The organism is Paenibacillus sp. FSL R7-0048 (assembly GCF_038004505.1).
Taxonomy (GTDB): Bacteria; Bacillota; Bacilli; order Paenibacillales; family Paenibacillaceae; genus Paenibacillus_AQ; species Paenibacillus_AQ odorifer.
Map to the genome: position 1 here is coordinate 253,755 of NZ_JBBORF010000001.1, position 23,517 is coordinate 277,271.

At 43.3% G+C, this 23,517-nt stretch carries 13 protein-coding genes and 1 tRNA gene; 12 read left to right on the forward strand and 2 right to left on the reverse strand.

Annotated features, from left to right (window positions below; all coding sequences use genetic code 11):
- Positions 1–45 precede the first annotated feature (45 nt).
- The 6 genes from NSQ91_RS01175 (at position 46) to NSQ91_RS01200 (ending at position 8,687) form a co-directional block, all read left to right on the forward strand.
- Positions 46–768 carry a GntR family transcriptional regulator gene (locus NSQ91_RS01175; RefSeq protein ID WP_076126926.1) on the forward strand — a complete coding sequence of 241 codons (723 nt, stop codon included), beginning with the start codon at positions 46–48 and terminating at the stop codon, positions 766–768.
- Positions 769–1,061: 293 nt separating this feature from the next.
- Positions 1,062–3,443: a phosphoketolase family protein gene (locus NSQ91_RS01180; RefSeq protein ID WP_175618986.1), complete on the forward strand. Its 2,382-nt coding sequence runs from the start codon at positions 1,062–1,064 to the stop codon at positions 3,441–3,443.
- A 160-nt stretch (positions 3,444–3,603) separates the two neighbouring features.
- Entirely contained in the window at positions 3,604–5,799 is a 2,196-nt protein-coding gene (locus NSQ91_RS01185) for an ABC transporter ATP-binding protein (RefSeq protein WP_076305133.1), read from the forward strand.
- Positions 5,792–6,325: a DUF1854 domain-containing protein gene (locus NSQ91_RS01190; protein WP_051491493.1), complete on the forward strand. Its 534-nt coding sequence runs from the start codon at positions 5,792–5,794 to the stop codon at positions 6,323–6,325. The genes NSQ91_RS01185 and NSQ91_RS01190 overlap by 8 nt, the downstream gene beginning before the upstream one ends.
- 153 nt (positions 6,326–6,478) lie before the next feature.
- Positions 6,479–7,801 (forward strand): MFS transporter, encoded by a 1,323-nt coding sequence (locus tag NSQ91_RS01195; protein ID WP_076305132.1) that lies wholly within the window; start codon positions 6,479–6,481, stop codon positions 7,799–7,801.
- Entirely contained in the window at positions 7,773–8,687 is a 915-nt protein-coding gene (locus NSQ91_RS01200; RefSeq protein ID WP_076305131.1) for a polysaccharide deacetylase family protein, read from the forward strand. Before NSQ91_RS01195 ends, NSQ91_RS01200 begins: the two co-directional genes overlap by 29 nt.
- Positions 8,688–8,723: 36 nt before the next feature.
- On the opposite strand, the gene NSQ91_RS01205 is transcribed toward NSQ91_RS01200, so the two are convergent.
- Positions 8,724–9,161 carry a hypothetical protein gene (locus NSQ91_RS01205; RefSeq protein ID WP_076305130.1) on the reverse strand — a complete coding sequence of 146 codons (438 nt, stop codon included), beginning with the start codon at positions 9,159–9,161 and terminating at the stop codon, positions 8,724–8,726.
- Between the two features lie 816 nt (positions 9,162–9,977).
- Between NSQ91_RS01205 and NSQ91_RS01210 the strand changes: the two genes are divergently transcribed.
- The 6 genes from NSQ91_RS01210 to NSQ91_RS01235 all read left to right on the forward strand — a co-directional run bounded on the left by NSQ91_RS01210 (position 9,978) and on the right by NSQ91_RS01235 (position 22,571).
- Entirely contained in the window at positions 9,978–14,324 is a 4,347-nt protein-coding gene (locus NSQ91_RS01210; protein WP_076305129.1) for a bifunctional 2',3'-cyclic-nucleotide 2'-phosphodiesterase/3'-nucleotidase, read from the forward strand.
- 227 nt (positions 14,325–14,551) lie between these two features.
- Positions 14,552–14,635, forward strand: a tRNA-Leu gene (locus tag NSQ91_RS01215).
- Between the two features lie 118 nt (positions 14,636–14,753).
- Complete coding sequence (locus NSQ91_RS01220) at positions 14,754–16,148, forward strand: MATE family efflux transporter (RefSeq protein ID WP_076135377.1); 1,395 nt, start codon at positions 14,754–14,756, stop codon at positions 16,146–16,148.
- A 163-nt stretch (positions 16,149–16,311) separates the two neighbouring features.
- The gene (locus NSQ91_RS01225) at positions 16,312–17,412 is read left to right on the forward strand and encodes a glycerol dehydrogenase (RefSeq protein WP_076101108.1); all 1,101 of its coding nucleotides are present in this window, start codon (positions 16,312–16,314) and stop codon (positions 17,410–17,412) included.
- 216 nt (positions 17,413–17,628) lie between these two features.
- Entirely contained in the window at positions 17,629–17,874 is a 246-nt protein-coding gene (locus NSQ91_RS01230) for a hypothetical protein (RefSeq protein WP_076275910.1), read from the forward strand.
- A gap of 389 nt (positions 17,875–18,263) precedes the next feature.
- A complete protein-coding gene (locus tag NSQ91_RS01235; RefSeq protein ID WP_081391933.1) occupies positions 18,264–22,571 on the forward strand; it encodes a glycosyl hydrolase in 4,308 nt (1,435 codons plus the stop codon).
- Positions 22,572–22,670: 99 nt separating this feature from the next.
- On the opposite strand, the gene NSQ91_RS01240 is transcribed toward NSQ91_RS01235, so the two are convergent.
- Positions 22,671–23,426 (reverse strand): SDR family NAD(P)-dependent oxidoreductase, encoded by a 756-nt coding sequence (locus NSQ91_RS01240; RefSeq protein ID WP_076206080.1) that lies wholly within the window; start codon positions 23,424–23,426, stop codon positions 22,671–22,673.
- Positions 23,427–23,517 lie beyond the last annotated feature (91 nt).

A 23,517-nucleotide genomic window follows, 5' to 3' on the forward strand; every position in this document is an offset into this window, starting at 1 on the left:
TAAAGATTGAAATAAAACTTGTATCGACCTGAAAAGGAGTACTTCATGACACAGTTTGTCTACAAACAAATTATTGATGACTTAAAAATGAAAATTTTTGCTGGGCAGTTTCCCGATATGAAATTACCGGATGAACGAACGCTTAGTGAAACTTATCAAGTGAGTCGTAGTTCTATTAAAAGTGCTCTGACTAAAATGGCAAATGCCGGCATTATTTTTAAAAAGCGTGGCTCAGGGACATTTATAAATCCTTTATACATAAAAAATGAATCTATTTTTAACTACGAAGGCTCTAATTTAGGTGTCACCGACAATTTTCAAATGAATGGGAAGAAGCCAAAGATTAAAGTTTTGAAATTTGAGGTCATTCCACCAACGGAAGAACTACAACGGGATCTGTTTTTAGGCCCTCATGATTTTGTTTACAAAATCATTCGCTTACGTCTTTTTGATGATGAACCCTTTATGATTGAAACGGGTTATATCCCAATCAAAATCGTGCAGAATTTAAATCAGACCATTATTGAAGGATCTATCTTTAATTATTTGGAGGATTCACGAAATCTGGCGGTAACCAAATCCTTTTTATCGATATCCGCAGAACCCTCTGAGGCTACGGATCAAGAGCTGCTGCATTTGCAGGCAAATGAGCCAGTAAGCATTATGGAAGGGATTTTCTTTTTAGATAATGGCACGCCATTTGAATTCTCCCATATGCGCTTCCACTATAAATACTTAAAATTTAATACCTTTGTGTCCGTTCATTAAAAGTAAGACTGGGGAATTTTTCTCGGTCTTATTTTTTTTGTTTTGCGCAAAATAGATGAAGGATAAGGAGCAAATACCCCCGCAAACTTCAGTCCATATTTTTACATATATATTAATATTGACGTATTTTTACAGACAATTGACACTGTATTTCATACTATGTTCATATTTTCACAAAATTGGACCGTATCATTTGTTGAAAAGGTTGAATTAATTTTTCGCGGCGGTATGATGTACTTGTGGAAGAAATTACGGCAATGTAGACACAGAAAAAATTTTGGGGAGTGGAAGAAATGGTATTATCCATGGATGTTGATTACTCATCAAAAACTTATTTAGAGAAGCTTGATGCATACTGGCGCGCAACTAACTACATCTCTGTAGGTCAACTGTATTTGAAAGATAATCCGTTGTTAAGAGAACCGCTGAAAGAAGCAGACGTAAAGATTAAGCCCATTGGACACTGGGGAACTATTCCAGGCCAGAACTTTATTTATGCCCATTTGAATCGGGTCATTACTAAATATGATTTGAATATGTTCTACATCGAGGGCCCTGGTCATGGCGGTCAGGTTATGGTTTCGAACTCCTATCTCGATGGTAGCTATACTGAAATTTATCCGGAAATCACACAAGATATCCCAGGCCTGAAGAAATTGTTCAAACAATTCTCTTTCCCAGGTGGAGTTGCTTCCCATGCTGCCCCTGAAACACCTGGATCGATCCACGAAGGTGGCGAATTAGGTTATTCTCTATCCCATGGTGTAGGTGCAATTCTGGATAATCCAGATTTGATCTCCGCGGTTGTTATTGGTGATGGAGAGGCTGAAACTGGCCCATTAGCGGCTTCATGGTTCTCCAACCGGTTCATCAATCCAGTTACTGATGGTGCAGTTCTGCCGATCTTGCACTTAAATGGTTTCAAAATCAGTAACCCAACGATTCTGTCTCGTCAATCCAAAGAAGAAATTACTGCATACTTTAAAGGTATGGGTTGGGAACCGTTCTTCGTTGAAGGCGAAAATCCTGATCTAATGCATCCGGAAATGGCTAAGGTGCTTGATACCATCGTTGAAAGAATTGAAGCGATTCAAAAGAATGCACGTGACAACAATGACCTGACGCGTCCGGTTTGGCCAATGTTGGTCTTCCGTTCTCCTAAGGGCTGGACGGGTCCAAAGCAATGGGATGGTGTTCCGAATGAGAACTCTTTCCGTGCCCATCAGGTGCCGATTCCAGTGGATCAAAAAAATATGAAGCATGCTCCAGCGTTATTGGAGTGGATGAACAGCTATAGACCAGAAGAATTATTTGATGACAATGGTCGTCTGAACGCTGAACTTGCTGAGATTCTGCCAACTGGCGACAGACGTATGGGAATGAACCCAGTTACTAATGCTGGCAACCAAATTAAAGATCTAAACTTACCGAATTTCCGTAAGTTCGCACTTGATAATTCCAAACCAGGTGAAGTAATAGCACAAGATATGGCCGTTCTGGGTAAATACATGAAAGATGTTATCTCTCTGAACGAAGAGAACCGCAATTTCAGAATTTTCGGACCGGATGAAACAATGTCCAATCGTCTGGGACCTGTCTTTGAAGTGACGAAACGTCAATGGTTGGATCAAGTGATTGAGCCGAATGACGAATTCCTAGCTTCTTATGGCCGTGTTATCGATTCCCAATTGTCTGAACATCAGGCAGAAGGTTTGCTTGAAGGTTACGTATTGACAGGTCGCCATGGTTTCTTTGCAAGCTATGAAGCTTTCTTGCGTGTCGTGGATTCGATGATTACTCAGCATTTCAAATGGCTGCGTAAAGCAACAGATCAAAGCTGGCGTGCGGATATTCCATCATTGAATGTGGTAGCAACTTCAACTGTATTCCAGCAAGACCACAATGGTTACACTCACCAAGATCCAGGTTTGCTAGGTCACTTGGCTGATAAAAAACCAGAATTTATCCGTGAGTATTTGCCGGCTGATGCCAACTCCTTGCTGGCTGTCTTTGACACCGTCTTAAATGACCGTCAAAAAATTAACTTGATTGTTTCTTCCAAACATCCTCGTCCACAATGGTTCAGTGCGGATGAAGCACAAGAGCTGGTGGATAAAGGACTGAAGATTATTGACTGGGCAAGCACCGATCAAGGTGGAGAGCCTGATGTTGTCTTTGCTTCTGCAGGTACAGAACCAACTATCGAAAGCTTGGCTGCCATCTCTATCCTGCATGAAAAACTGCCGAACCTTAAAATTAGATATATCAACGTGGTAGACTTGTTGAAACTGAGAAGTCAAAAATTAGATCCGCGTGGCTTATCTGACGAAGAGTTTGATCAATTTTTCACAAAAGATAAACCAGTTATCTTCGCTTTCCATGGATATGAAGGTCTGATTAAAGACTTGTTCTTTGATCGCCATAACCATAACCTGCACGTACACGGATACCGCGAGAATGGCGATATCACAACACCATTCGATATGCGCGTATTGAATCAAATGGACCGCTTTGACTTGGCGAAGGAAGCTGTTCTGAGCTTGCCTAATGCTAACGACTATAAAGCGATCGCAGATGAAATGGATGCTATCGTTAAGAAACATCACCAATTCATTCGTGAAGAGGGTATTGATTTGCCAGAAGTAGAGAACTGGGTATGGAAAGCTTTGAAATAAGCGTATAGCCAGTACCATAGGAAGTAATACAAAAAGACACCTTTAGAGGTGTCTTTTTATTTGTTTAAATAACCATACAAAACAATTATAATCATTTTTTCATCTTTACCACTGTAAATATATGTGAGTAAATAGTTGGGTAAAGAAAGGGGAGAAATGTATGACATCTATTGATAAACTTCCCAAGTCTATAGAAATACAGCTTACAGAACAACCTTTATTTCACTCTGTATCCGATTTAATGAAAGATGGGCAATTCGGTGAGCAGTGGCTTGTATTGACTGAGAAGGAGATTTCCGTTTGGGGAACGGACGGGAAACTGGTCTCAAAGCTTCTAGTCTCGAATATTACTGATGCCCGGGTAGTAGGCGGGGTAGGCGGCGGATCGTTGCTTGTGGATACCCAAGAGGGGTCTATTATACTTATACGTTATACAGCATCACTTACCTCTATATTTGGTTTTGCTTCTAAATTAATTGGCGCTGTAGCTAAAGGCGAGGAACGGCCAACCGCTTCTGAAAAAGAGTTTCCAAGAAATTGTCCAAAATGCTGCAATCCACTGCCGGAAGATTCGCAAGCTTGTCCGGTGTGCAAGAGTAACGGCAAGGTTCTATTTCGGATGCTGAGCTATGCCAAGCCTTATAAGATCCAAATGATCGCTGCGGCGATTATGTTGATTTTTACTACATTGGTAGAGCTTGTTCCACCATTTTTGACGAAGATGATCGTTGATAATGTGTTGACAGAAAAGGATATGGGCTCAACGCTTCTATGGATTGTGATCGGGCTAGCAGCCACGTCCTTAGTAATTACTTTAATGCAGACTGTACGTGGACTTATAGGGGTATGGATTGGTTCCAAAATCATGGGTGATCTTCGTCATGATGTGTATCATTCCTTGATGAAATTATCTTTATCTTTTTTCGACCGAAGACAATCTTCGCAATTTATTGGACGGGTGAATAATGATTCAGAGGCGATGCGGCAATTTATGACTGACGGTGTAATCTGGGTCTCGGGTGAATCGCTGCGGGTAATCGCTATTTTCACTATTATGTTCAGTATGGATTGGAAGCTAACGCTGCTTGCTATGCTGCCTATGCCGCTTATGGTGGTGCTGTCGACCGTGTTATGGCCGATGATTGGCAGACGTTGGTACCAGCAGTGGAGATCTATTTTTAGATTAAACGCTTTGGTTGGCGATTCTTTGCAGGGGATTCGTGTAGTCAAAGCATTCGGTCAGGAAACAACAGAGATGTCACGTTATACAGTCGCCAATAAGGAGCTGGTTCGGCATAATATTCGGATCGAAGGCTTATGGCAGGGGATGTTTCCTGCTTTTGCGTTGGTTGCTGGTGTGGGTACGTTATTAATTTGGTTTTATGGCGGGAAAACGGTGCTACAGGGCCAATTATCCATCGGTACGCTAATCGCTTTGGTGACCTACCTTGGGATGCTTCTCGGACCTTTGCAGTGGGTGAGCCAAATGATCAACTGGGCCAGCCATGCGATTTCAGCAGCAGATCGGGTCTTTGAAATTATGGATACACCGTCAGATGTGCCTGATACTGTGAATCCAGCAGCCATCGGCCGCGTAAACGGTGAGGTTGAGTTTAAGCGGGTTACTTATGGATACGAAAAACATCATCCTGTGCTCAAGAACGTGGATTTAAAAGTGGGTGCGGGCGAGATGATTGGTCTGGTCGGACATTCAGGTGCCGGTAAGTCGACGTTCATTAATATGATCTGTCGCTTCTATGACACAGATGAGGGAACCATTACCATCGATGGTGTGGACATCCGAAATATCAGCCAGTCAGATCTGCGTAGTCAGATCGGTGTAGTGCTGCAGGAGACATTTCTATTCGACGGAACGATTGCTGAGAATATTGCCTATTCTAAACCGGACGCTACGGAATTAGAAATCATGCGGGCTGCAAAAATTGCCAACGCCCATGATTTTATCGTTCAATTGCCGGATGGCTATGATACAAGAGTTGGGGAACGTGGCCATAAATTGTCCGGTGGAGAGAAGCAGCGAGTGTCTATTGCCCGAGCAATAATTCACGATCCGCGAATTATAATCCTAGATGAAGCAACAGCTTCTGTAGATACAGTGACCGAGCGGCAAATTCAAGAAGCGATCTCGCGACTGGTAAAAGGCAGAACGACATTCGCGATTGCCCATCGATTGTCCACGCTAAGAAATGCGAACCGTCTTGTAGTGCTTGAACGCGGGAAGATCATTGAAGTGGGTACACATGAGGAATTGCTTGCTGCAGAAGGTGCTTACTTCAAGCTAGTTGAGGCACAGAAGGAAATGTCGCAGATTAAGGGGGTTGAGATGCATGAGTGATCCGAATCTTGTTAACGGGGAATTGAATCCTAAAGATCCCTATGAGATTAACATTCTTGAACCGGGTGCAATCTCTTTTAGCCGCAGTCAAGGTGGCGTGTTTCAAGGAGTGGTGGAGGGTCAGGTATATGAGGAATTAATTCTTTTTCGAATATTTCCTTTTCAATACACCACGGAGTATATTTCCGTCCGTAACTCCAAGAGTGAGGAAATCGGGGTCATTCGTGACATTGATCAGCTCGATGAAGAAAGTCGGGTGGAAGTGGATACAGAGCTCCGGCTGCGGTATTTTCTCCCGGTTGTAACCCGCATTGATTCTATTAAGCAAAAAGCGGATATGTGGATTTGGGAGCTGCAAACGAATCTGGGCCAGACCCGGATCGTTATGCGGAACCTGCACGAGCATATGCAGTATCCAAGTCATAAACGAATCATTCTTACGGATATCAATGGAAAAAGATGCGAAATCCGTGATTATTTAGCCCTGGATGTTCAGAGCCGGAGCAAGCTGAAGGATGTTTTATAGTCTAGTTATGAAAAAGCTCCGCAGCCATTTGTTGATGGTCTGCGGGGCTTCTTTTTTTATCCGTAGTTTCTGCTAAGGAAAAATTTGATGGCGTTCTCTCTTCGGTATGGTAATATATTACAACCGGATCTTTACCATAGGGGAGGTATGTGAGTGAAGCATAAATGGATCAATTCGCCGTACACCTTTGCTTTAGGGATGTTTGCGATGATGGTTCCCAGTCAGGCATTTAGTTCATTTTACAGTTACTTTTATGTTGAAAAATTAGGATTGGGCATTGGACTTGCTACATTAGCCAGAACCATCTTTCTGATCTGGGATGCGGTAAACAATCCGTTATTCGGCTATTGGTCAGATCGCACAGATACTCGTTTGGGTCGACGCAGACCATGGGTGTTTGGCTCAATTCCGTTATTCATGCTGGCATTTGTACTGGTTTTCTCCCCTCCCGGCGGATTATCTGAAAATGGATTGTTCACTTGGTTTCTAGTCACACTTATTTTCTATGAGGCTGTCGCCACTGTGTTATGGGTGAATTATGGAGCGTTACTCCCGGAGCTCTTCCGTGGAGACCGTATTCGGGCAAAAGCCTCTGCGATTCAGCAAGGCTATCAAGTTGTAGCTTTGTTAATCGGTACTGCCTTAACTCCAATTATTTTTGCAGCTATTGGTTTCTCTAATATGGCTATAGTGTATGCCTGTCTCTTTGGAGTGTTTATGTTTTTATGTATGATGAATGTCCAAGAAAAGAAGGAGCTCACAGAGCAGGAACCCTTGAAGTTGATTCCGGCTTTTCGGGAGACCATTCGGAATAAAAAGTTTTGGGTGTTTAATATTTCGAACTCTTTTGCCCAAACGGTGAATGGACTTGTAAGCTCGATGATCCCTTTTTATGCAAAATATGTACTTCATATCTCCGAGGCTCAGGTATCGATTTTACTCGCAGCTGTTTTTGTTTCGGTCATTCCATTAGTATTCGTGTGGTACTGGATGATTCGTAAGATGGACGGGGTCAAGGCGTGGCGGTTATCACTGATCTTATATGCGTTATCGGTAATTCCGTTATGGTTTGGTTATGACCTCTTAAGTGGCGTGGCTGCTGGCGTAGTTGTCGGTTTCGGATTAGCCGGATTTCTAGTAACCCCAGCAATAGTAGGTGGCAAGATTATTGATGAGGATGCGGAAAAAACAGGTCTGAGAAGAGAAGGAATCTACACGGCTGTAAGCGGATTCATCACTCGTTCAAGCGGGTTAATCTCTGCGTTAGCTTTTTTCATTGTAGGTATGATCTTTAGCTATCAAGGCGGCGATGATCCAGGGTCCAATCCTGAAGCGACATTTAGGTATTTAATAAGTGTGGTGCCATTATGTCTGTTGGCCATAGCTGTTGTCATATCCTTCACAATGAAATTTACATTTATGGACTCTTTGAGAGGTGAGGCTGACTATGAACAAAAAATTAATCATCAATTGTGATGATTTTGGGCAAAGTCCCCCCATGAATCAGGCGATTAAACATCTGCTGGAAGAGGAAAAGGTATCCTCAGCAACGATTATGGCGGTGGCCCCTGGGTTTGAGGAGGCAGCTGCATGGTGTAGTCGCAGGCAACAACGGAATGTGGGACTTCACTTGACGATGACTAGTGAATTTGAGGCTTTGCGCTGGGCGAGCCTGACGGGAGAGGCTTCTCTTCATGACGAGAGCGGACATCAATATAGGACGGTAAAAGAGTTCGAACAGGGGGCGCAGACAAAAGCCGTACTAAAGGAGATAGATGCGCAGTACGAGCGAGTGAAACAGTCGGGAATAGTGATTAGCCATGTAGACAACCACATGGGTAGTTTATACGGAATGGAAACAGGACGCAGCTTGCTACCGCAGACGTTGTGGAAAATTTCGCGCTGGGGATTGCCCTCACGATTCTTCAGATACATCCATGCTGAGGATCCGCTTTTGGCATCGCTGAAAAATATTGAACGACCAGTTGCCCTTGGAGCAGGGCTGGCGGATACGTTTGGGGTGCCGATTCCCGACTATTTGCTATCGCATCCTTTTGGTGTAGAGGAAGGCGAGACGTATGAAAGTTTTAAAAGATCTATTATTGCTAAGCTGTATTCGTTGCCGGATGGCGTTAGTGAGACCTATATTCATCCCGGGATAGACGATCCATGGATGCAAGCAAATATTCCGCACTGGAGTAAGCGAGTTTGGGAGTATAAGTTGCCCTTTGATGATGATTTTACCTATGCCCTCAGTGATGCTAAGGTTGAATTGACCAATTATCGTTATGTACAGGAGCATCTAAAACATCCACGGTTAAGATCTGCAGCCAGATTGTTAAAGAACCTGATAAGATTATGAGCAAAAATAAAAGACACCTTGAGGGGTGTCTTTTGATTATCCCATTAATCCTTTTAGCCCGTTAAGGAAGGGGGAAATAGATTTAATCATATTGTAGCCCATCTTCATAACCGGCATAGTTTTTTGTACCATTCCAATAAAGTTGCCGATTCCCCCGAACCCGCCAAATCCGCCAATACCACCGCCTCCAGAACTGGCAGCCCCTGCTCCTGCGGAGCCTAGAGCGCCTCCACCCAATCCGAAAAGTGAGCCGAATAAGGGCATTAATCCTGATACGTTTGCTTTCCGGGAGCGGGAAGAAGAGTGTTTTTTTGATTTTCTGTGTTTGTTTTTACGTGGTTTGGAAAGGGTCAGTCCATTCTTATCGAGGCCGGTTATCCATCCTATATACGTACGTCCATCATGTAACGTAATGCACACGGGTCTACCTTTCAGCTGTTCAGCACGTTTGCGAATCTTCGTTGTATTTGCCATTTGTGGATCACCTCATTGGTCTATTTACTTCTATATTACTCAGATATTTTTGTGTTGCTTGTGCTAGTTCATCATAAAAAAATATTTGGGTGAAAGAGCTACCACTTGTGTTGATGCCCATAATAATTCATTACACTCATATAATTTAATGTGCGATAAATAAATTATGGAGGGGTGAAAACTTGATATCAGCATGGATTGGGAGTATTACTTTTTTGGGAGCAGTGATTCTTTATATACTGCTGTCTCTGGGATTGCCTTATGGGGAATTTGCAATGGGAGGAAGACATAGAATTATGCCTTCATAAATGAGAGTCGCGTGTGGAGTTTCAGTAGTGATACAGCTAGTTGCCATCCTGTACTTATTGCAGGCAGGGAATGTGATCTCTATTGGATTACCTTTTGATAGAAGGGTATGTTATTTTTTTGCCGTCTATTTAATGCTTAATACTATAATGAACTTATTGTCGAGGAGCATGAAAGAAAAACTTGTAATGACACCCTTATCTCTAATAACTGCAATTTGTTTTGGGATTACTGCTATGAATGGGTAAAAAGTAGTGCCAGATATAGATTCGACTTTTCTAGACTTTATATAGGATTGTTTTTAGGACACATCTGGTGAAGATGTGTTCTTTTTGCATCTATTGACTCTTGACCTATAAAAACGGATTCATGAGTCTAGGTCTTTCTTCTTATGTTATTATATTTAACATTGTTTTATATTATTTTTACAATTATATGATAATTGGTTATGTTTGTGTGATATAATATCACAGAAATTATGTGAAAATGATAGGGAGGACTAATATTATTATGGGATGGAAGACACGATGGAATAAGCCGATTGCTTCTGTATTAGCAACTGCAGTGCTTTCTTTGCAGGTGTTTGGAGGTATTGGTTTGGGTGCAGCTTGGGGTACAGATAAAGCTGAAGCAGCATCCGCAGCCACAGCCAAACTCCGGCTGATGAGCACGACGGACGTGCACACCAATGTCTACGGCTGGGACTATTTTAAGAATGCGGCTTCAGTAACTGTCGGTCTTGACCGCACAGCAAGCTTGGTGAAACAAGCCAAAAGTGAAGAACCCAACACCCTCCTGCTCGACAATGGGGACTTGATTCAAGGAACTCCGCTAGGTACTTATGTGGCGAAGGAATCGGATCTGAAGGATCCTACTAATGTCACTGATATCCATCCGATGATTGCAGCCATGAACGCTATGGGATATGATGCTGCGACTTTTGGTAATCATGAATTCAATTATGGATTACAATTTTTAGATCGTACGATAAACGGTAGCGCTGGTAATGAGATGACTACTGGAGCCAATTTTGATTATGTGAATGCCAATATATATAAAATGGATGGCGTTACAAATGCTTATCAACCTTATGTTATTATTCCTAAGAAAGTAACGGATAGTAACGGCGATGAGCAGACGATTCAAGTTGGTCTAATCGGCCTAGTTACTCCTCAAATCATGGAGTGGGACAAGGTTAATCTGGAAGGCAAAGTTGTCGTTGAAGATATTGCTAAAACGGCAGAAAAATTTGTTCCTGAAATGAAAGCAAAGGGAGCAGATATTATTGTTGCTATGGCCCATACGGGGTTTGATGTTAACGCCGTTGTTGGAGACGGTTCTGAGAATGATATTAACGCTTTGAGTAAGGTTCCTAATATTGATGCGATTACGTTCTCTCATACGCATAAGGTATTCCCAACAGGGAATAACGATACGTTGGACGCGTCGTTCAAAGATCCTGTTACTAAACAACCGTATGCAAACGAAAAGGCTGTGATCGATAATGTGAATGGCCACATTAACGGTACGCCTGCTGTACAAGCTGGTTACGGCGGAGCTTATTTGGGTCTAATCGATCTGAACATTGTATACGATGGTAGTGACTGGACGGTAGACAAGCAAAGTTCAAAAGCTTCTGCTCGTTCTATTTATAAGACAGAGAATAAAGTGAATATACCACTGGTTGAGCCTGATGCGGCTGTAGATGCAGCTGTTGCAGCAGCACATGAGGCTACTATTGCTTATACTGGACAAAAGCTTGGTGTTACAACAGCTCCGATGAACAGCTATTTCGCAATGGTTCAGGATGATCCTACGGTTCAACTTGTTACGTATGCACAAAAGTGGTACGTTCAGAATTATATTGATATCAATGTTCCTCAATATAAGGACCTTGCCATTCTTAGTGTTGGTGCTCCTTTTAAAGCAGGACGCAACGGACCTGATGAGTACACCAGTATTGATAAGGGTGACTTGACTATTCGTAGCGCAAGTGACCTGTATTTATACGATAATACCCTTAAAGCAATCAAAGTTAAGGGTACTGTTGTAAAAGAATGGCTGGAAATGAGTGCGGGCGCATTTAACCGCATCAAACCAGGGATCTCGACTCCGCAGTCTCTGTTGAATACGAAATTTTCAGTTTTTAACTTCGATGTAATCGATGGGGTTCAATATAAAATTGATGTGACGAAAAACGCGAAGTACAATCCGGATGGTACGATTAATGATGCTTCTTCGAGTCGTGTAACGGATGTCACTTACAATGATCAACCTTTAGATCTAGATCAGGATTTCATTGTTGTTACTAATAATTACCGCGCAAGTGGTGGCGGGAACTTCCCGGGTGTTAAAGGTGCAGAGCTGGTTGTAGACTCTCAAGATGAGAATCGTCAGGTTCTGATGGACTACATCAGTGAAGCTGGTACGATTGATCCAACTGCTGATGGTAACTGGTCCTTGGCACCCATCAAAGGCAATGTGAATGTTACATTTACAACAACACCTAAAGCGGCAAATGTACTCCCAGCGAACATTTCCGATACTGGACAGCAAGATAATAAGGGCTTTGGAATTTTCAAGCTAGATCTAAGTGTGAAGACACCTGCACCGACGGAAGATGTGGAGGTTCACCTTCTTGGAATTAATGACTTCCACGGTCAACTCGACACTGTTTCTACAGTGAACAATAAGTCTGTAGGCACAGCAGCCTATCTCGCGACTTATTTGAAAGCAACTCGTGCAAAATATGAGAACTCATTACTCTTCCATAATGGTGACTCCGTTGGAGCATCCGCTCCAGTATCATCCCTTGAGCGCGATGAGCCGACTCATGCTTGGATGAACATGATGAAATTTGATGTGGGTTCTCTTGGTAATCACGAATTTGACCAAGGTGTTGATGCACTGATGACACAGCTTTATGGTGGTGTCGACCCTAAGGATAATAAAGTTAACCATGCTGGATCTGATTTTGATTATGTTAATGCGAATGCAGTGGATGCCAAAACTGGCGAGCCAATTATTAATCCTTATGTAATCAAAGAAGTAGGCGGTGTGAAGATCGGCTTTATTGGTCTTGTAACGAAATCCACACCAAGTAAGGTGGCACCTTCCGGTACGGCTGGCGTGCATTTCCTCACGCCTGAAGAGGAAGTGGCGGCTGTTGAGAAATACGCTAAGGAGCTTCAATCTAAAGGTGTTGAGACGATTATCGTGCTTGCACATGATCCTGCAACAACCAAAGATGGTGTGACTACAGGTGAAGCGGCTGATCTAGCCAATGCGCTTCCTGCGGAATCCCCTGTTGATGTTATCGTTGCTGGTGATAACCATGCACTTGCAAATGGAACAGTAAACGGCAAGCTGATTGTACAAGCTTATTCTTACGGTACAGCATTTGAGGATATCAAGTTGATCATTGATCCTAAAACAGGTGATGTGAAGGACAAGTCTGCTGTGGTAACTTCCACCTTCCATGATGGGGTAACACCAGATCCGGAAAGTGTGGCACTGGTTAATGCTTACCTTGAGAAGCATCCTGAGCTCACTCAACCAGTGGGTACAACGGACGGAACTATCACTCGTACCGATGCTTACAATAATGAGGCTGCACTTGGTAATCTGATTGCTGACTCTATGCGTAATGCTGACTTCGGCGATGGTGCAAAAGCTGCCGATTTCGCCTTTATGAATCCAGGCGGTATCCGTGCGGACCTTCCGAAAGGTCCTGTAACCTTCGGCGATCTGGCTAAAATTCAGCCATTCGGCAACACGCTTGTGAAGCTGACACTAACCGGAGCGCAAATCAAAACATTGCTGCAACAGCAATGGAATGTAAAAGCTGATGGAACACCAGATATCAAAACGCTGCAAATTTCCGGACTGAAATATACAGCGAATATGTATCTGCCAGTAGCCGATCGTATTGCGAGCCTCACACTAACTGATGGAACACCAATTAATCCTACGCAGAAATATACAGCAGTAGTAAATAACTTTATGGCTGCGGGTGGAGATAACTACAAGGTTCTGACTCAAGCTAGTGATTCATTGGCTGGACCTATTGATTTGGACGTGTTCTACGACTACATTGTAAAGACGTTTAATGGCAAAGAGATTAAAGCAGCCATTGAAGGTCGTATTATTAATAAATTAAAGGCTGATTCGGGATCAGGCAGTGGCAGTGGCAGTGGAGGCGGTTCTACCGGTGTAACTCCAACGCCTACTCCAACCGCGAAACCAACAGCAACACCAGCACCATCAACAGCACCAACGGCAACACCTGCACCAACTACTGCGCCAGCAGCAAACTTCAAGGATCTGGGCAAGGTAGCTTGGGCGAAAGAAGCTATTGAAGCATTGGCTGCTAAGGGCATTCTGAAAGGTCTGGATGCAAATACTTTTGCGCCAACCAAAACAGTGACTAGAGCAGAGTTCGTTACGATGCTGGTACGCGCACTGAATCTTACGGGTTCAGCGACAACCAGTTCGTTCAACGATGTTAAACAAGGAGTTTGGTACACGGATTCTATCGCCCTTGCGGTGAAGGCTGGACTTGTACAAGGCTCTGGAAATGGCAAATTTGAACCGGGTCGTGAAGTGACTCGTGAAGAGATGGCCATTATGGTTGCTAACGCACTGAAAGACAAACTACAGCCGATTGATAAAAATGCAGCATTGGGTAAGTTTGCAGACAAGTCCAGTATTGCTCCTTATGCACAAGAGGCTATCGCACAGCTAACTCAATTGGGAATCGTCAACGGTGTTGATGGTGGGAAATTTGCACCTAAGGGTATAGCTAATCGCGCTCAAGCAGCGGTTATCATCTATCGCATGCTTGGACAAGCATCATAATTCTATTGTTCTAACTAAAAGTGTATCGATGATCCTCTTGAGGGCACCGATACACTTTTTTTAAATATAAGAAAGTATAAGTGACACCAATACTCTTATAGTCTTCCCTTAAACGCTTACTGCCCTTACAAGGGCACCGAAGACGCTTTTACTTGTTAAATTTGTTGTTGCTCTTTCTGTGAAATCATGTTAACTTATATTCTGCACTGTATTTTTTTATATCTTGTGCGGTCGTGGCGGAATTGGCAGACGCGCACGGTTCAGGTCCGTGTGGGCTAACCCCCGTGGAGGTTCGAGTCCTCTCGACCGCATACCTAAGTGCATATAAACAGGCAATACTTTTGAATCGCTCTTCAACCTGAAGAGCCTTTTTCTATTTATACGCATAATTCAATTTGACAAACTCTATGTAAAAGAAGTGAAGCAAAGATGGAGCCTAATGTAGGTGTAAATACGAAGCAAAGTGTGCGGTTTCTAGAAAAGTATTTCTCTGGTGAATCGATAGATTATCGTCAGATGATTGCTTTATTCATCCCTATCCTAGTGGATCAGGCCTTTGTGGTGGGTCTTAATCTAGTGAATACAGCTATGATAAGCTCGTCTGGTGTGGCAGCTATCAGTGCGGTCAATATGATAGATTCTCTTAATATTTTTCTCATTAGTGTGTTTATTGCCGTCTCAACAGGTGGGACGGTTGTTGTTGCGCAGTATAAAGGGAGCGGCAATGACCTCATGGTGTCAAAAGCTACGGCAGGTGCTACGTCATCTGTTTCGCTGATGGCATTTGCTATTGGGATGTTCGGAATTCTTTTTCACAATCCGCTGTTGAATTTACTATTTGGAGCGGCCTCACCGGAGGTTATGGAGAACGCCCGAATATATTTAATCGGGAGCTGTATCTCTTATCTTGGTATAGCTGTTGTGGAAGCGGTATGTGGTGCTCTTCGTGGAATTGGTAGAACGAGGGCCTCGCTTGTACTTTCGCTAATTATGAATTTAACTTATGTCTTATTGAATCTCGTCTTTATTAACCTGTTGCATATGGGTGTTCTGGGGATGACCATTTCTATAAATATAGCTAGATACCTGGGGGCGTTCTGCGCACTTTATTATCTATTCCGATTGGACAACGATCTGCATATCCGTATTCGCGATCTTGTAGCGGTTAAGCTGTCTATGCTGAAAAAAATAATGTTCATCGGGATGCCGTTTGCGGCAGAGCAGATGTTCTTTAATGGTGGTAAAATTCTGACTCAGATCTTCATCGTTAGTTTGGGTACGTATGCACTTGCGACTAATGCGATTGCCTCCTCCTTTGCAGGGATTATGCAAATCCCGGGGAATGCGTTGTCCTTGACGATTATTACAGTGGTGGGACAATGTATGGGAAGCAATAATGTTAAGGATGCTCGAAAATTTATTAAATCATTCCTTGTCACCTCTTCTCTTTCCCTGGTGGTGATGGGGTTGCTGATTATGCCTTTTTTCAATCCATTAGTGTCAATGTTCCATCCTCCTGCTGAGATTGTGGGCGATATCTTCCTGATTGTGCTCATCAATACGATTGCGCAAATTCCGTTATGGTCTATAAGCTTTATTACGCCTTCGGCGCTTAGAGCGGCAGGGGATTCCAAATTCACCTCCATGGTTTCGATGCTTACGATGTGGCTGTTCCGTGTAGTGCTCGGATACATCTTAGGTATTGTTCTGAACTTTGGTATACTCGGCGTTTGGCTGGCGATGAATTGTGAGTGGGGGATCAGAGGTTTGATTTTCCTGCGGCGATTTATGGGCAAGAAATGGGTTCAGCATCGTGTTATATAATAGATATAAAAAATCAAAGGACACCCTGATGGGTGTCTTTTTTGCATGCTCTGATGAGTGCCTCTGGAGAATGCAGCTTGAGTATTTCTTGGGTAGCGGGGTAATAATATGTAGGAATTGCGTCTTTATGCTTACTAAAACACACAACAAGGAGTCTTGCACAATGTCACATTTCGTTAGATCCGTTACTTCACCAAAGAAATTTATCTCCGGCCATAACTTACTGTCAGATCTGAATGAGTATATTAAGGCGTTTGGCGATCATGCCTATGTGATCTGTGATGAGTTCATTTTGGAACGTGCTAAGAAAGAGGCGGGGAGTTCCATCGAAGGTGCGGGGAATAAGGCTACTTTTGAAAAATTCAATTATGAATGTACTCAGGAAGAGATTAATCGTAATCGGGAACTTGCCCGTAAAGCTGGGGCGAATATCATCGTCGGTATCGGTGGAGGTAAAACACTGGACACTGCCAAAGCTACTGCGTATTATGAGAAGCTGCCTGTAGTTATTTTTCCGACGATTGCATCTACTGATGCACCATGTACAGCGCTGGCTGTCATTTATAATAAAGATGGTTCATTTGATCAATACTTATTCCTCCCAAGTAATCCGGATGTGGTCTTGGCGGATACAGCGATTTTAGCTTCAGCGCCTTCCCGTTTTTTCGCAGCTGGAATTGGCGACGCACTGGCTACTTATTTTGAAGCCCGTGCTTGTTATGCCTCTAATGGCGACAATCTCGTACTCATGAAACCTTCTACAACGGGTCTAGGTATATCAAGACTTTGTTATGAAGCTCTACTTAAGAATGCGGTAAAAGCAAAACGTGCGGTTGATCAGAAGCTCTATACACGCGCGGTGGAGGAGACCATTGAAGCGACAATTTATCTAAGTGGTGTGGGTGCTGAATCTGGTGGTCTGGCTGCCGCGCATGCTATTCATAATGGGATGACAGCCGTTCCTTCACTACACAAAGCTCAGCATGGTGAAAAGGTTACGTTTGGTCTTTTAGCCCAGTTAGTACTGGAAAATGCCTCAAATGAGGAGCTGGAAACTGTCATTAAGCTTATCAAGGATGTAGATCTTCCGCTAACCCTCGCCGATCTGGGGTGCACGGAATTTATCGAATCCGAATGGCGCCAAGTTGCTGAAGCTGCTTGTGCAGAAGGAGACACAATGGGCAATATGCCGTTCCCGGTTACTCCGGAAGATGTGTACAATGCGATAGTGGTGGCGAACTCGCTGGCAGAGTCTTATAAATAACTAGCACAACTAATATGTAGTGATAATGAAGGCGCCCTTGGGGGTGCCTTTTGTTTTTATATAGGTTAAGCTGTTGAAGTAGAGTAGGGGTAAAATTATGCTTATAGGTATCGGCTTCGGCATACTTAATCACGGGATAGGGTGCCTACGGAAACGAGATTATTGCTAATCGCCCCGTTGCTGTGCCAATATCACTCTATGTAATAAGGAGGAAAGATGAGAAAAAAACATTTAGGTTATCTAGTCCTTATTATCATAATTATTGGAGCGGTAATAATAGCAGTAATTCACGGAAATTCGGAGCGTCAGAACAAGCAGGCAGCAGGAAGCCTTGGAATGGATTATGTGCGCAAAGAGTACACGGAAAGTGCGTCGCTGAGAGTTGCAACGATTTGCAAACCCTTATTTGGAGGGTCGGGTTATCAGGTAGTGCTCGAGGATTCAAGTGGGCAATCGTATTGATAAATGAATCGGATCTCATCTATATGATTATTGGGAGGCACTCCTGCGGGGTGTCTGTTTTTGTTATATTAAATTGAATTTTGTTATTTATTTTCGGAATAACTAACATTAATACTAACATAAACAATAAAATAATTATAACAAAAGGGAATATTTAGATTGTTTTATGCCAATGTAACCGCTATAATCTTGCATATACCGAAATATCTAACGAAATTAAAATATTTTGTTAGTGTTTGTTATTAATAACGAAGCTGAGTATGTGGAGGTGAATAGTTAGCGAGTAGGTCTGTAATTGTCTTCTATAAGGACAGATAGTTATTGGGTTCATAACAGCTGGTTGGCTATTCTTATTATCAAATCCATTCATTTTCGAAGGAGAATTAGGAATGAAAAAAGCGAAAAAGTGGCTGGGGAGTATACTTGCCTGTGCAATGATAATGTCTCCTTTCCCCTCTGTAATTTCTGCAGCAGCAGCGCCATCGACTGTGGGATTCGGTGATACACAGGGTCACTGGGCACAACAAAATATTGCGAAGTGGGTAGAAAATGGCGTATTAAACGGGTATCAGGATGGTTCTTTTCATCCCAATGAAGGAATTACAAGAGCTGAGTTTGCTACGATCTTGAATAAGGTATTTGGTTTCTATATGAAGTCAGATCAATCTTTTTCCGATGTAAAAGCGACCGATTGGTATGCAGATCAGCTTTCGTTGGCACGATATGCTGGGTATTATGAAGGATACTCAGAGAATAAAGCACAAGCTACTGATTATATAACGCGTCAGGATGCGGTGACGATGTTGGCTCGGATATTTACTCTTCAAGGCACTGAAAGCGCTTCATCGATGAGCGGATTTAGTGATTCCGCTCAGATTCAGGCTTATGCTAAGGATGCAGTTCATGCGCTCTCAGGTTTGATTACAGGGTATGAGGATGGAACCTTTAAGCCGCTTGGAAGGATCACCCGTGCCGAAGTTATAACGTTAATTAATAAAATAGTGAAGAGTTATTACTCGCAATCTGGAAGCTTTGAAGGAGGAATAGTTTCTGGGAATGTAGTCGTTAATCAGGATGGTGTTGTGTTAAAAAATGCAACGATAAACGGAAACCTGTATCTAACTGCTGGGATCGGTAACGGCGAAGTGACCCTTGAGGGTATTAAGGTTACGGGCACCACATTTATTGCAGGTGGCGGGATAAACTCCATTCTTATTAAGAATAGCTCATTAGGCAAAGTAAATATAAATCGTAAAGAGGGTGAGGTTCGTGTCCTCACGAGTGGTACAACCCAAATTTCTCAGCTAACGGTAGATAGTCTAGCAAGACTGGAGTTTGGAACTGGGACGATGATCACCACGGGAATTCTAAATAGCACTGTGGGGCTGATCCTAGGTGAAGGCGCATCGATTGCTAATCTAAACGTAGCTGTCAAAGCGACTGGAACCACCCTTTCCGGTCAGGGCGACATTGCAAAAGCGGACGTTAAAGCAACAGGAGTAACGTTGAACGGTAAGCCCATTGCTCCTGGCACAATTGTCATTATCAAAGGCAATCAAGGTCCTGTAGCAACAACTACCCCAGCGCCTACCTCGGCATCAGGCTCATCAACAACGCCGGTAGGTCCGACTAATCCAACCGCGGCACCTACAGCGACACCAATACCAACGGAAACACCGACACCAACAGCGACACCGACAGCAACAGCAACACCGACACCGACAGACCCGACGGGTCCTGTGGGACGTATCGAGAATTTAGCGGATGTTGATGCAAGTAGTGAGACTAGATCGCTATTCGCCTATTTACAGGATATCCGCGGCAGTGAGATCTTGTTTGGACATCAGCATGCTACTACAGAAGGACTTTCTATTACTGAAAAGGACGGAACGCAGTCTGAGGTCGAGAATGCAGTAGGCGACCTTCCGGGGCTGTTCGGCTGGGATACGCTTAGTCTTGAAGGTTTTGAGAAACCAGGCGATCTAGGCGCAACCCAGCTGGAGAATCGTGATAAATTAATCGGCGTGATGAAATCTGCTTATGAAAAAGGCGGCGTGCTTACATTAAGCTCGCATATGCCGAACTTCGTCACAGGAAAGGACTTTTATGACACCAAAGGGAATGTGCTTACGCATATATTACCCGGCGGTGACAAACATGCGGAATTTAATGCATTCCTGGATATGATTGCGGACTTTGCGAATAACTTAAAAGATGATGATGGTAAAGCTATTCCAGTCATTTTCCGTCCATTCCACGAGCAAAATGGTGGCTGGTTCTGGTGGGGTGCGCCTTACCGTACGAAGGAGCAGTATGCTGAAATTTATCGTTATACCGTTGAATACTTAAGGGACAAAAAAGATGTGCATAACTTCTTATATGCGTTCTCACCGGGAAGTCCATTTAACGGCACAGATGCGACATTCCTTGAGACGTATCCGGGAGATGACTATGTCGATATCCTTGGCTTCGATAATTATTATGACGGAACCACTGAGGGTTGGTTTGATTCAGTCGTGAAGGATGCTAAGCTGATCTCGAAGCTGGCGGATGATAAGGGGAAAATCGCAGCATTTACTGAGTTCGGTTATTCGGGTGTGAAGCCAACTGGAACGAAGGACCTGAAATTCTTTACCAAGCTAATCGCTGCACTGCAGTCTGATCCGGATGCTAAACGGATGGCGTACATGCAGACTTGGGCGAATTTCAATACAGATTCTATCTTTGTCCCTTATAGAAATGCTCCAAACGGGCTAGGGGATCATGAACTGCTCCCTGATTTTGTAGACTATTATAATGATCCGTATACAAGCTTCAGCCATGAAGTGGCTATTGCGGATGCGTATTCGAAACAGGTAACTACAGAAACCGAGCAACCTTTTTTACACATTGCCTCACCAACGGCAAACCAAACAGTGCCCACGACAAAAGCATCGACCCTTCGTGTTCGTGTGTTGAATCAGGACGTGGATAAAGTAACCTACCTGATTGGGGATGACACAACAGAGTACAGCATGGCAGCTGACGCAGAAGGTTTCTATTACTTGGCAGATTGGACACCAGGTGTAGCCTTCGACGAAACTGGCGTGATGCTTACTGTTAAGTCCTATGAAAAGGATGGTTCTGTACTTTCACAAACGATCCAAATCTTTGTAAGTGACGTAGAGGGCAATGGGGACCCATTGATTGTAGATACTTTTGAGAATTACAAAGGGAATGATGAATTACTTCGTGCGGCATTAAGTCCTGCGGGTGATCTAAATACGATCTCACTTGATGCGGACCATAAAAATGATGGCAAGTATGGCCTGAGATTCGATTATAATGTGGATGGCCAAGGTTATACAGGTCGTACCAAAAACATGAATAATGCCGACTGGTCGGACGCCAACAAATTGAAGCTCTGGATTGCACCTGATGGCAGCGACCACAAGCTTGTTATTCAGGTCAATGCAAGCGGCATTTCTTTTGAAGCTTATCCTTCACTGGCAGGTACGACACCTGGCTTGGTGGAAATTCCATTCAGCCAGTTCGCTCCAGCGCCATGGGATACAGGAAATGCCGGTAAAGTAATCACTAAAGAGAACCTTAAGGACATTCGGGCAGTGTCTATCTACGTAAATAAAAAGGACATAGTAGCAAGTACGTCTGGTACGCTGTACTTCGACGATATTGCAGCGTTTAATGATGGAACAGGTGGTGTTCCTAACGGGGGCGAAGGCCCTGGCAGCACGCCAGAACAGGCGAAGCTGTTGTATGGTTTCGAAAAAGATACTCAGGACTGGACAGTAGAGCAAAATAATGCGAGTGCAAGCGCGGCAGTGATCTCGACTGATGAGGCTGCTGAGGGAACTCATTCGTTAAGCACCTTGTTCTCACTCGATTCAGATGGAGCTTTTGAGCTCACCAAAAATGGCAGTCTGGATCTGAGCGCGGTTGATAAATTAAGCGCACAAATTAAACTGTCGAACGGAACAGCGGATGCACGTTTGTATATTAAGACGGGATCAACCTGGTCTTGGGCTGACAGTGGAGCTGTGAAAGTAGATTCGAGCGGATTTACTACGGTTTCGCTCAACTTGGCAGGTATTGCAGATCTTAATAGTGTAAAAGCCATAGGTATCAAGCTCGAGGGATTCAGTGGTACGGGAACTTCTACGCTGTATCTGGATGATGTTCGGACCCTGAAGAATGGTACCGCACCTGAAGCTGTCGTCTATGGCTTCGAGGACAATACACTGCAAGGCTTCAGCATCAATGTGGATGAAAATAATAAATATAATACAGCGCTGGCTCAGAATCTATCGGTGAGCAATGCTGTGTATGCTGAGGGAACTCATTCGATGCAAGCGGACTTAACATTGAATGGAGGGCAATTCCAACTGCGTCGTATGGTGGTTACCAACTTAGCGAATGCATCAACAATTACGCTTAAAATCAAGGTTGTACCTATTGATGCAAGCGATGTTAGCGGTGTAATGGCTCAGCTGTTTACCCAAAGTGGCTCAAGCTGGGGAACATGGACTGCTTCTACGGCTACACCAGTAGATGCCAATGGATTTACTACAATAACACTGGATATCAGCAAGGTAGCGGATCGTAATTTGACCCAAGCGATTGGCGTTCAAGTCATGACCACAGCAACTGATCCAGTAGGTAGTGCTACCGTATATGTGGACGAAATCACGATTAAATAGAAAGTAGTAAAGCCGGAAGCGAACATTTTACGATGTTCACTTCCGGCTTATTTATTTAGCATCAAATTTATTCATTTTAAGTCGAGTATCTGCTTGAAATTAACGAAGCTTAATAGACCCGCCATCTACCATGATAGTCTGGCCCGTAATATAATCGGAATCTTCACTCGCTAGGAATACCGCAACACGCCCGATATCACTTTCCAGTTCACCCAATCTTCTCAAAGGGATTTTCGAAATCATATTTTGGTAATACTCAGGGTTTGCTTCTGCCCATTCAATCATGCCAGGGGAATTAGCAATTGGAGCAATGATGTTTACGTTGATTCCAAATGGACCAAATTCATTAGCGGCTACCCGGGTAATTCCACGGATGGCTTCTTTTGCAGCAGCATATGTTCCTTGATTGGTATCCCCGTTGAGGCCAGCGCCCGATGCAAAATTAATAATTTTACCTTGTGCTTCTTTTAAATACGGTAGTGCTGCTTGCATGAAATAGAAGGTTGGATAGAAGCCTGTATCAAAAGATAAATCGAAATCAGCCTGTGTAGTTTCTTCAATAGATTTCATTCTGGATGCGTGGGCATTGTTTACTAAAATATCTATTTTTCCAAATTTATCAGCTACTTGTTTAACAAGGTGAGCTATTTTATCGTGTTCCTTGAGGTTCGCTTGAATAAAGATAGATTCAGGTTGATATTCTTGTAATTCTTTAATTGTTTCTTTGCCGGTTTCTTCATTGAGGTCAATAATAGCTACCTTAGCGCCTTCTTTAACAAAAGCCAGGGCCATCCCTTTACCAATACCGCCTGCTCCACCAGTAATAATAGCTACTTTTCCTGCAAGTCTGCTCATGTTGGTATCTCCTTTTTGTGAAAAAAATGTAGTATCTAACTCTTATCAGAGGTAAGGTGTAATTGTTACTTCGACTATATATTACCCAAAA

What these genes read in the sequence shown, in the direction of transcription:
- NSQ91_RS01190 (WP_051491493.1), top strand. Translation starts at nt 5,792, where the DNA reads ATGAGTGATCCGAATCTTGTTAACGGGGAATTGAATCCTAAAGATCCC.
- NSQ91_RS01240 (WP_076206080.1), bottom strand. Translation starts at nt 23,426, where the DNA reads ATGAGCAGACTTGCAGGAAAAGTAGCTATTATTACTGGTGGAGCAGGC.
- NSQ91_RS01230 (WP_076275910.1), top strand. Translation starts at nt 17,629, where the DNA reads ATGAGAAAAAAACATTTAGGTTATCTAGTCCTTATTATCATAATTATT.
- NSQ91_RS01180 (WP_175618986.1), top strand. Translation starts at nt 1,062, where the DNA reads ATGGTATTATCCATGGATGTTGATTACTCATCAAAAACTTATTTAGAG.
- NSQ91_RS01235 (WP_081391933.1), top strand. Translation starts at nt 18,264, where the DNA reads ATGAAAAAAGCGAAAAAGTGGCTGGGGAGTATACTTGCCTGTGCAATG.
- NSQ91_RS01225 (WP_076101108.1), top strand. Translation starts at nt 16,312, where the DNA reads ATGTCACATTTCGTTAGATCCGTTACTTCACCAAAGAAATTTATCTCC.
- NSQ91_RS01200 (WP_076305131.1), top strand. Translation starts at nt 7,773, where the DNA reads ATGAACAAAAAATTAATCATCAATTGTGATGATTTTGGGCAAAGTCCC.
- NSQ91_RS01205 (WP_076305130.1), bottom strand. Translation starts at nt 9,161, where the DNA reads ATGGCAAATACAACGAAGATTCGCAAACGTGCTGAACAGCTGAAAGGT.
- NSQ91_RS01175 (WP_076126926.1), top strand. Translation starts at nt 46, where the DNA reads ATGACACAGTTTGTCTACAAACAAATTATTGATGACTTAAAAATGAAA.
- NSQ91_RS01220 (WP_076135377.1), top strand. Translation starts at nt 14,754, where the DNA reads ATGGAGCCTAATGTAGGTGTAAATACGAAGCAAAGTGTGCGGTTTCTA.
- NSQ91_RS01210 (WP_076305129.1), top strand. Translation starts at nt 9,978, where the DNA reads ATGGGATGGAAGACACGATGGAATAAGCCGATTGCTTCTGTATTAGCA.
- NSQ91_RS01185 (WP_076305133.1), top strand. Translation starts at nt 3,604, where the DNA reads ATGACATCTATTGATAAACTTCCCAAGTCTATAGAAATACAGCTTACA.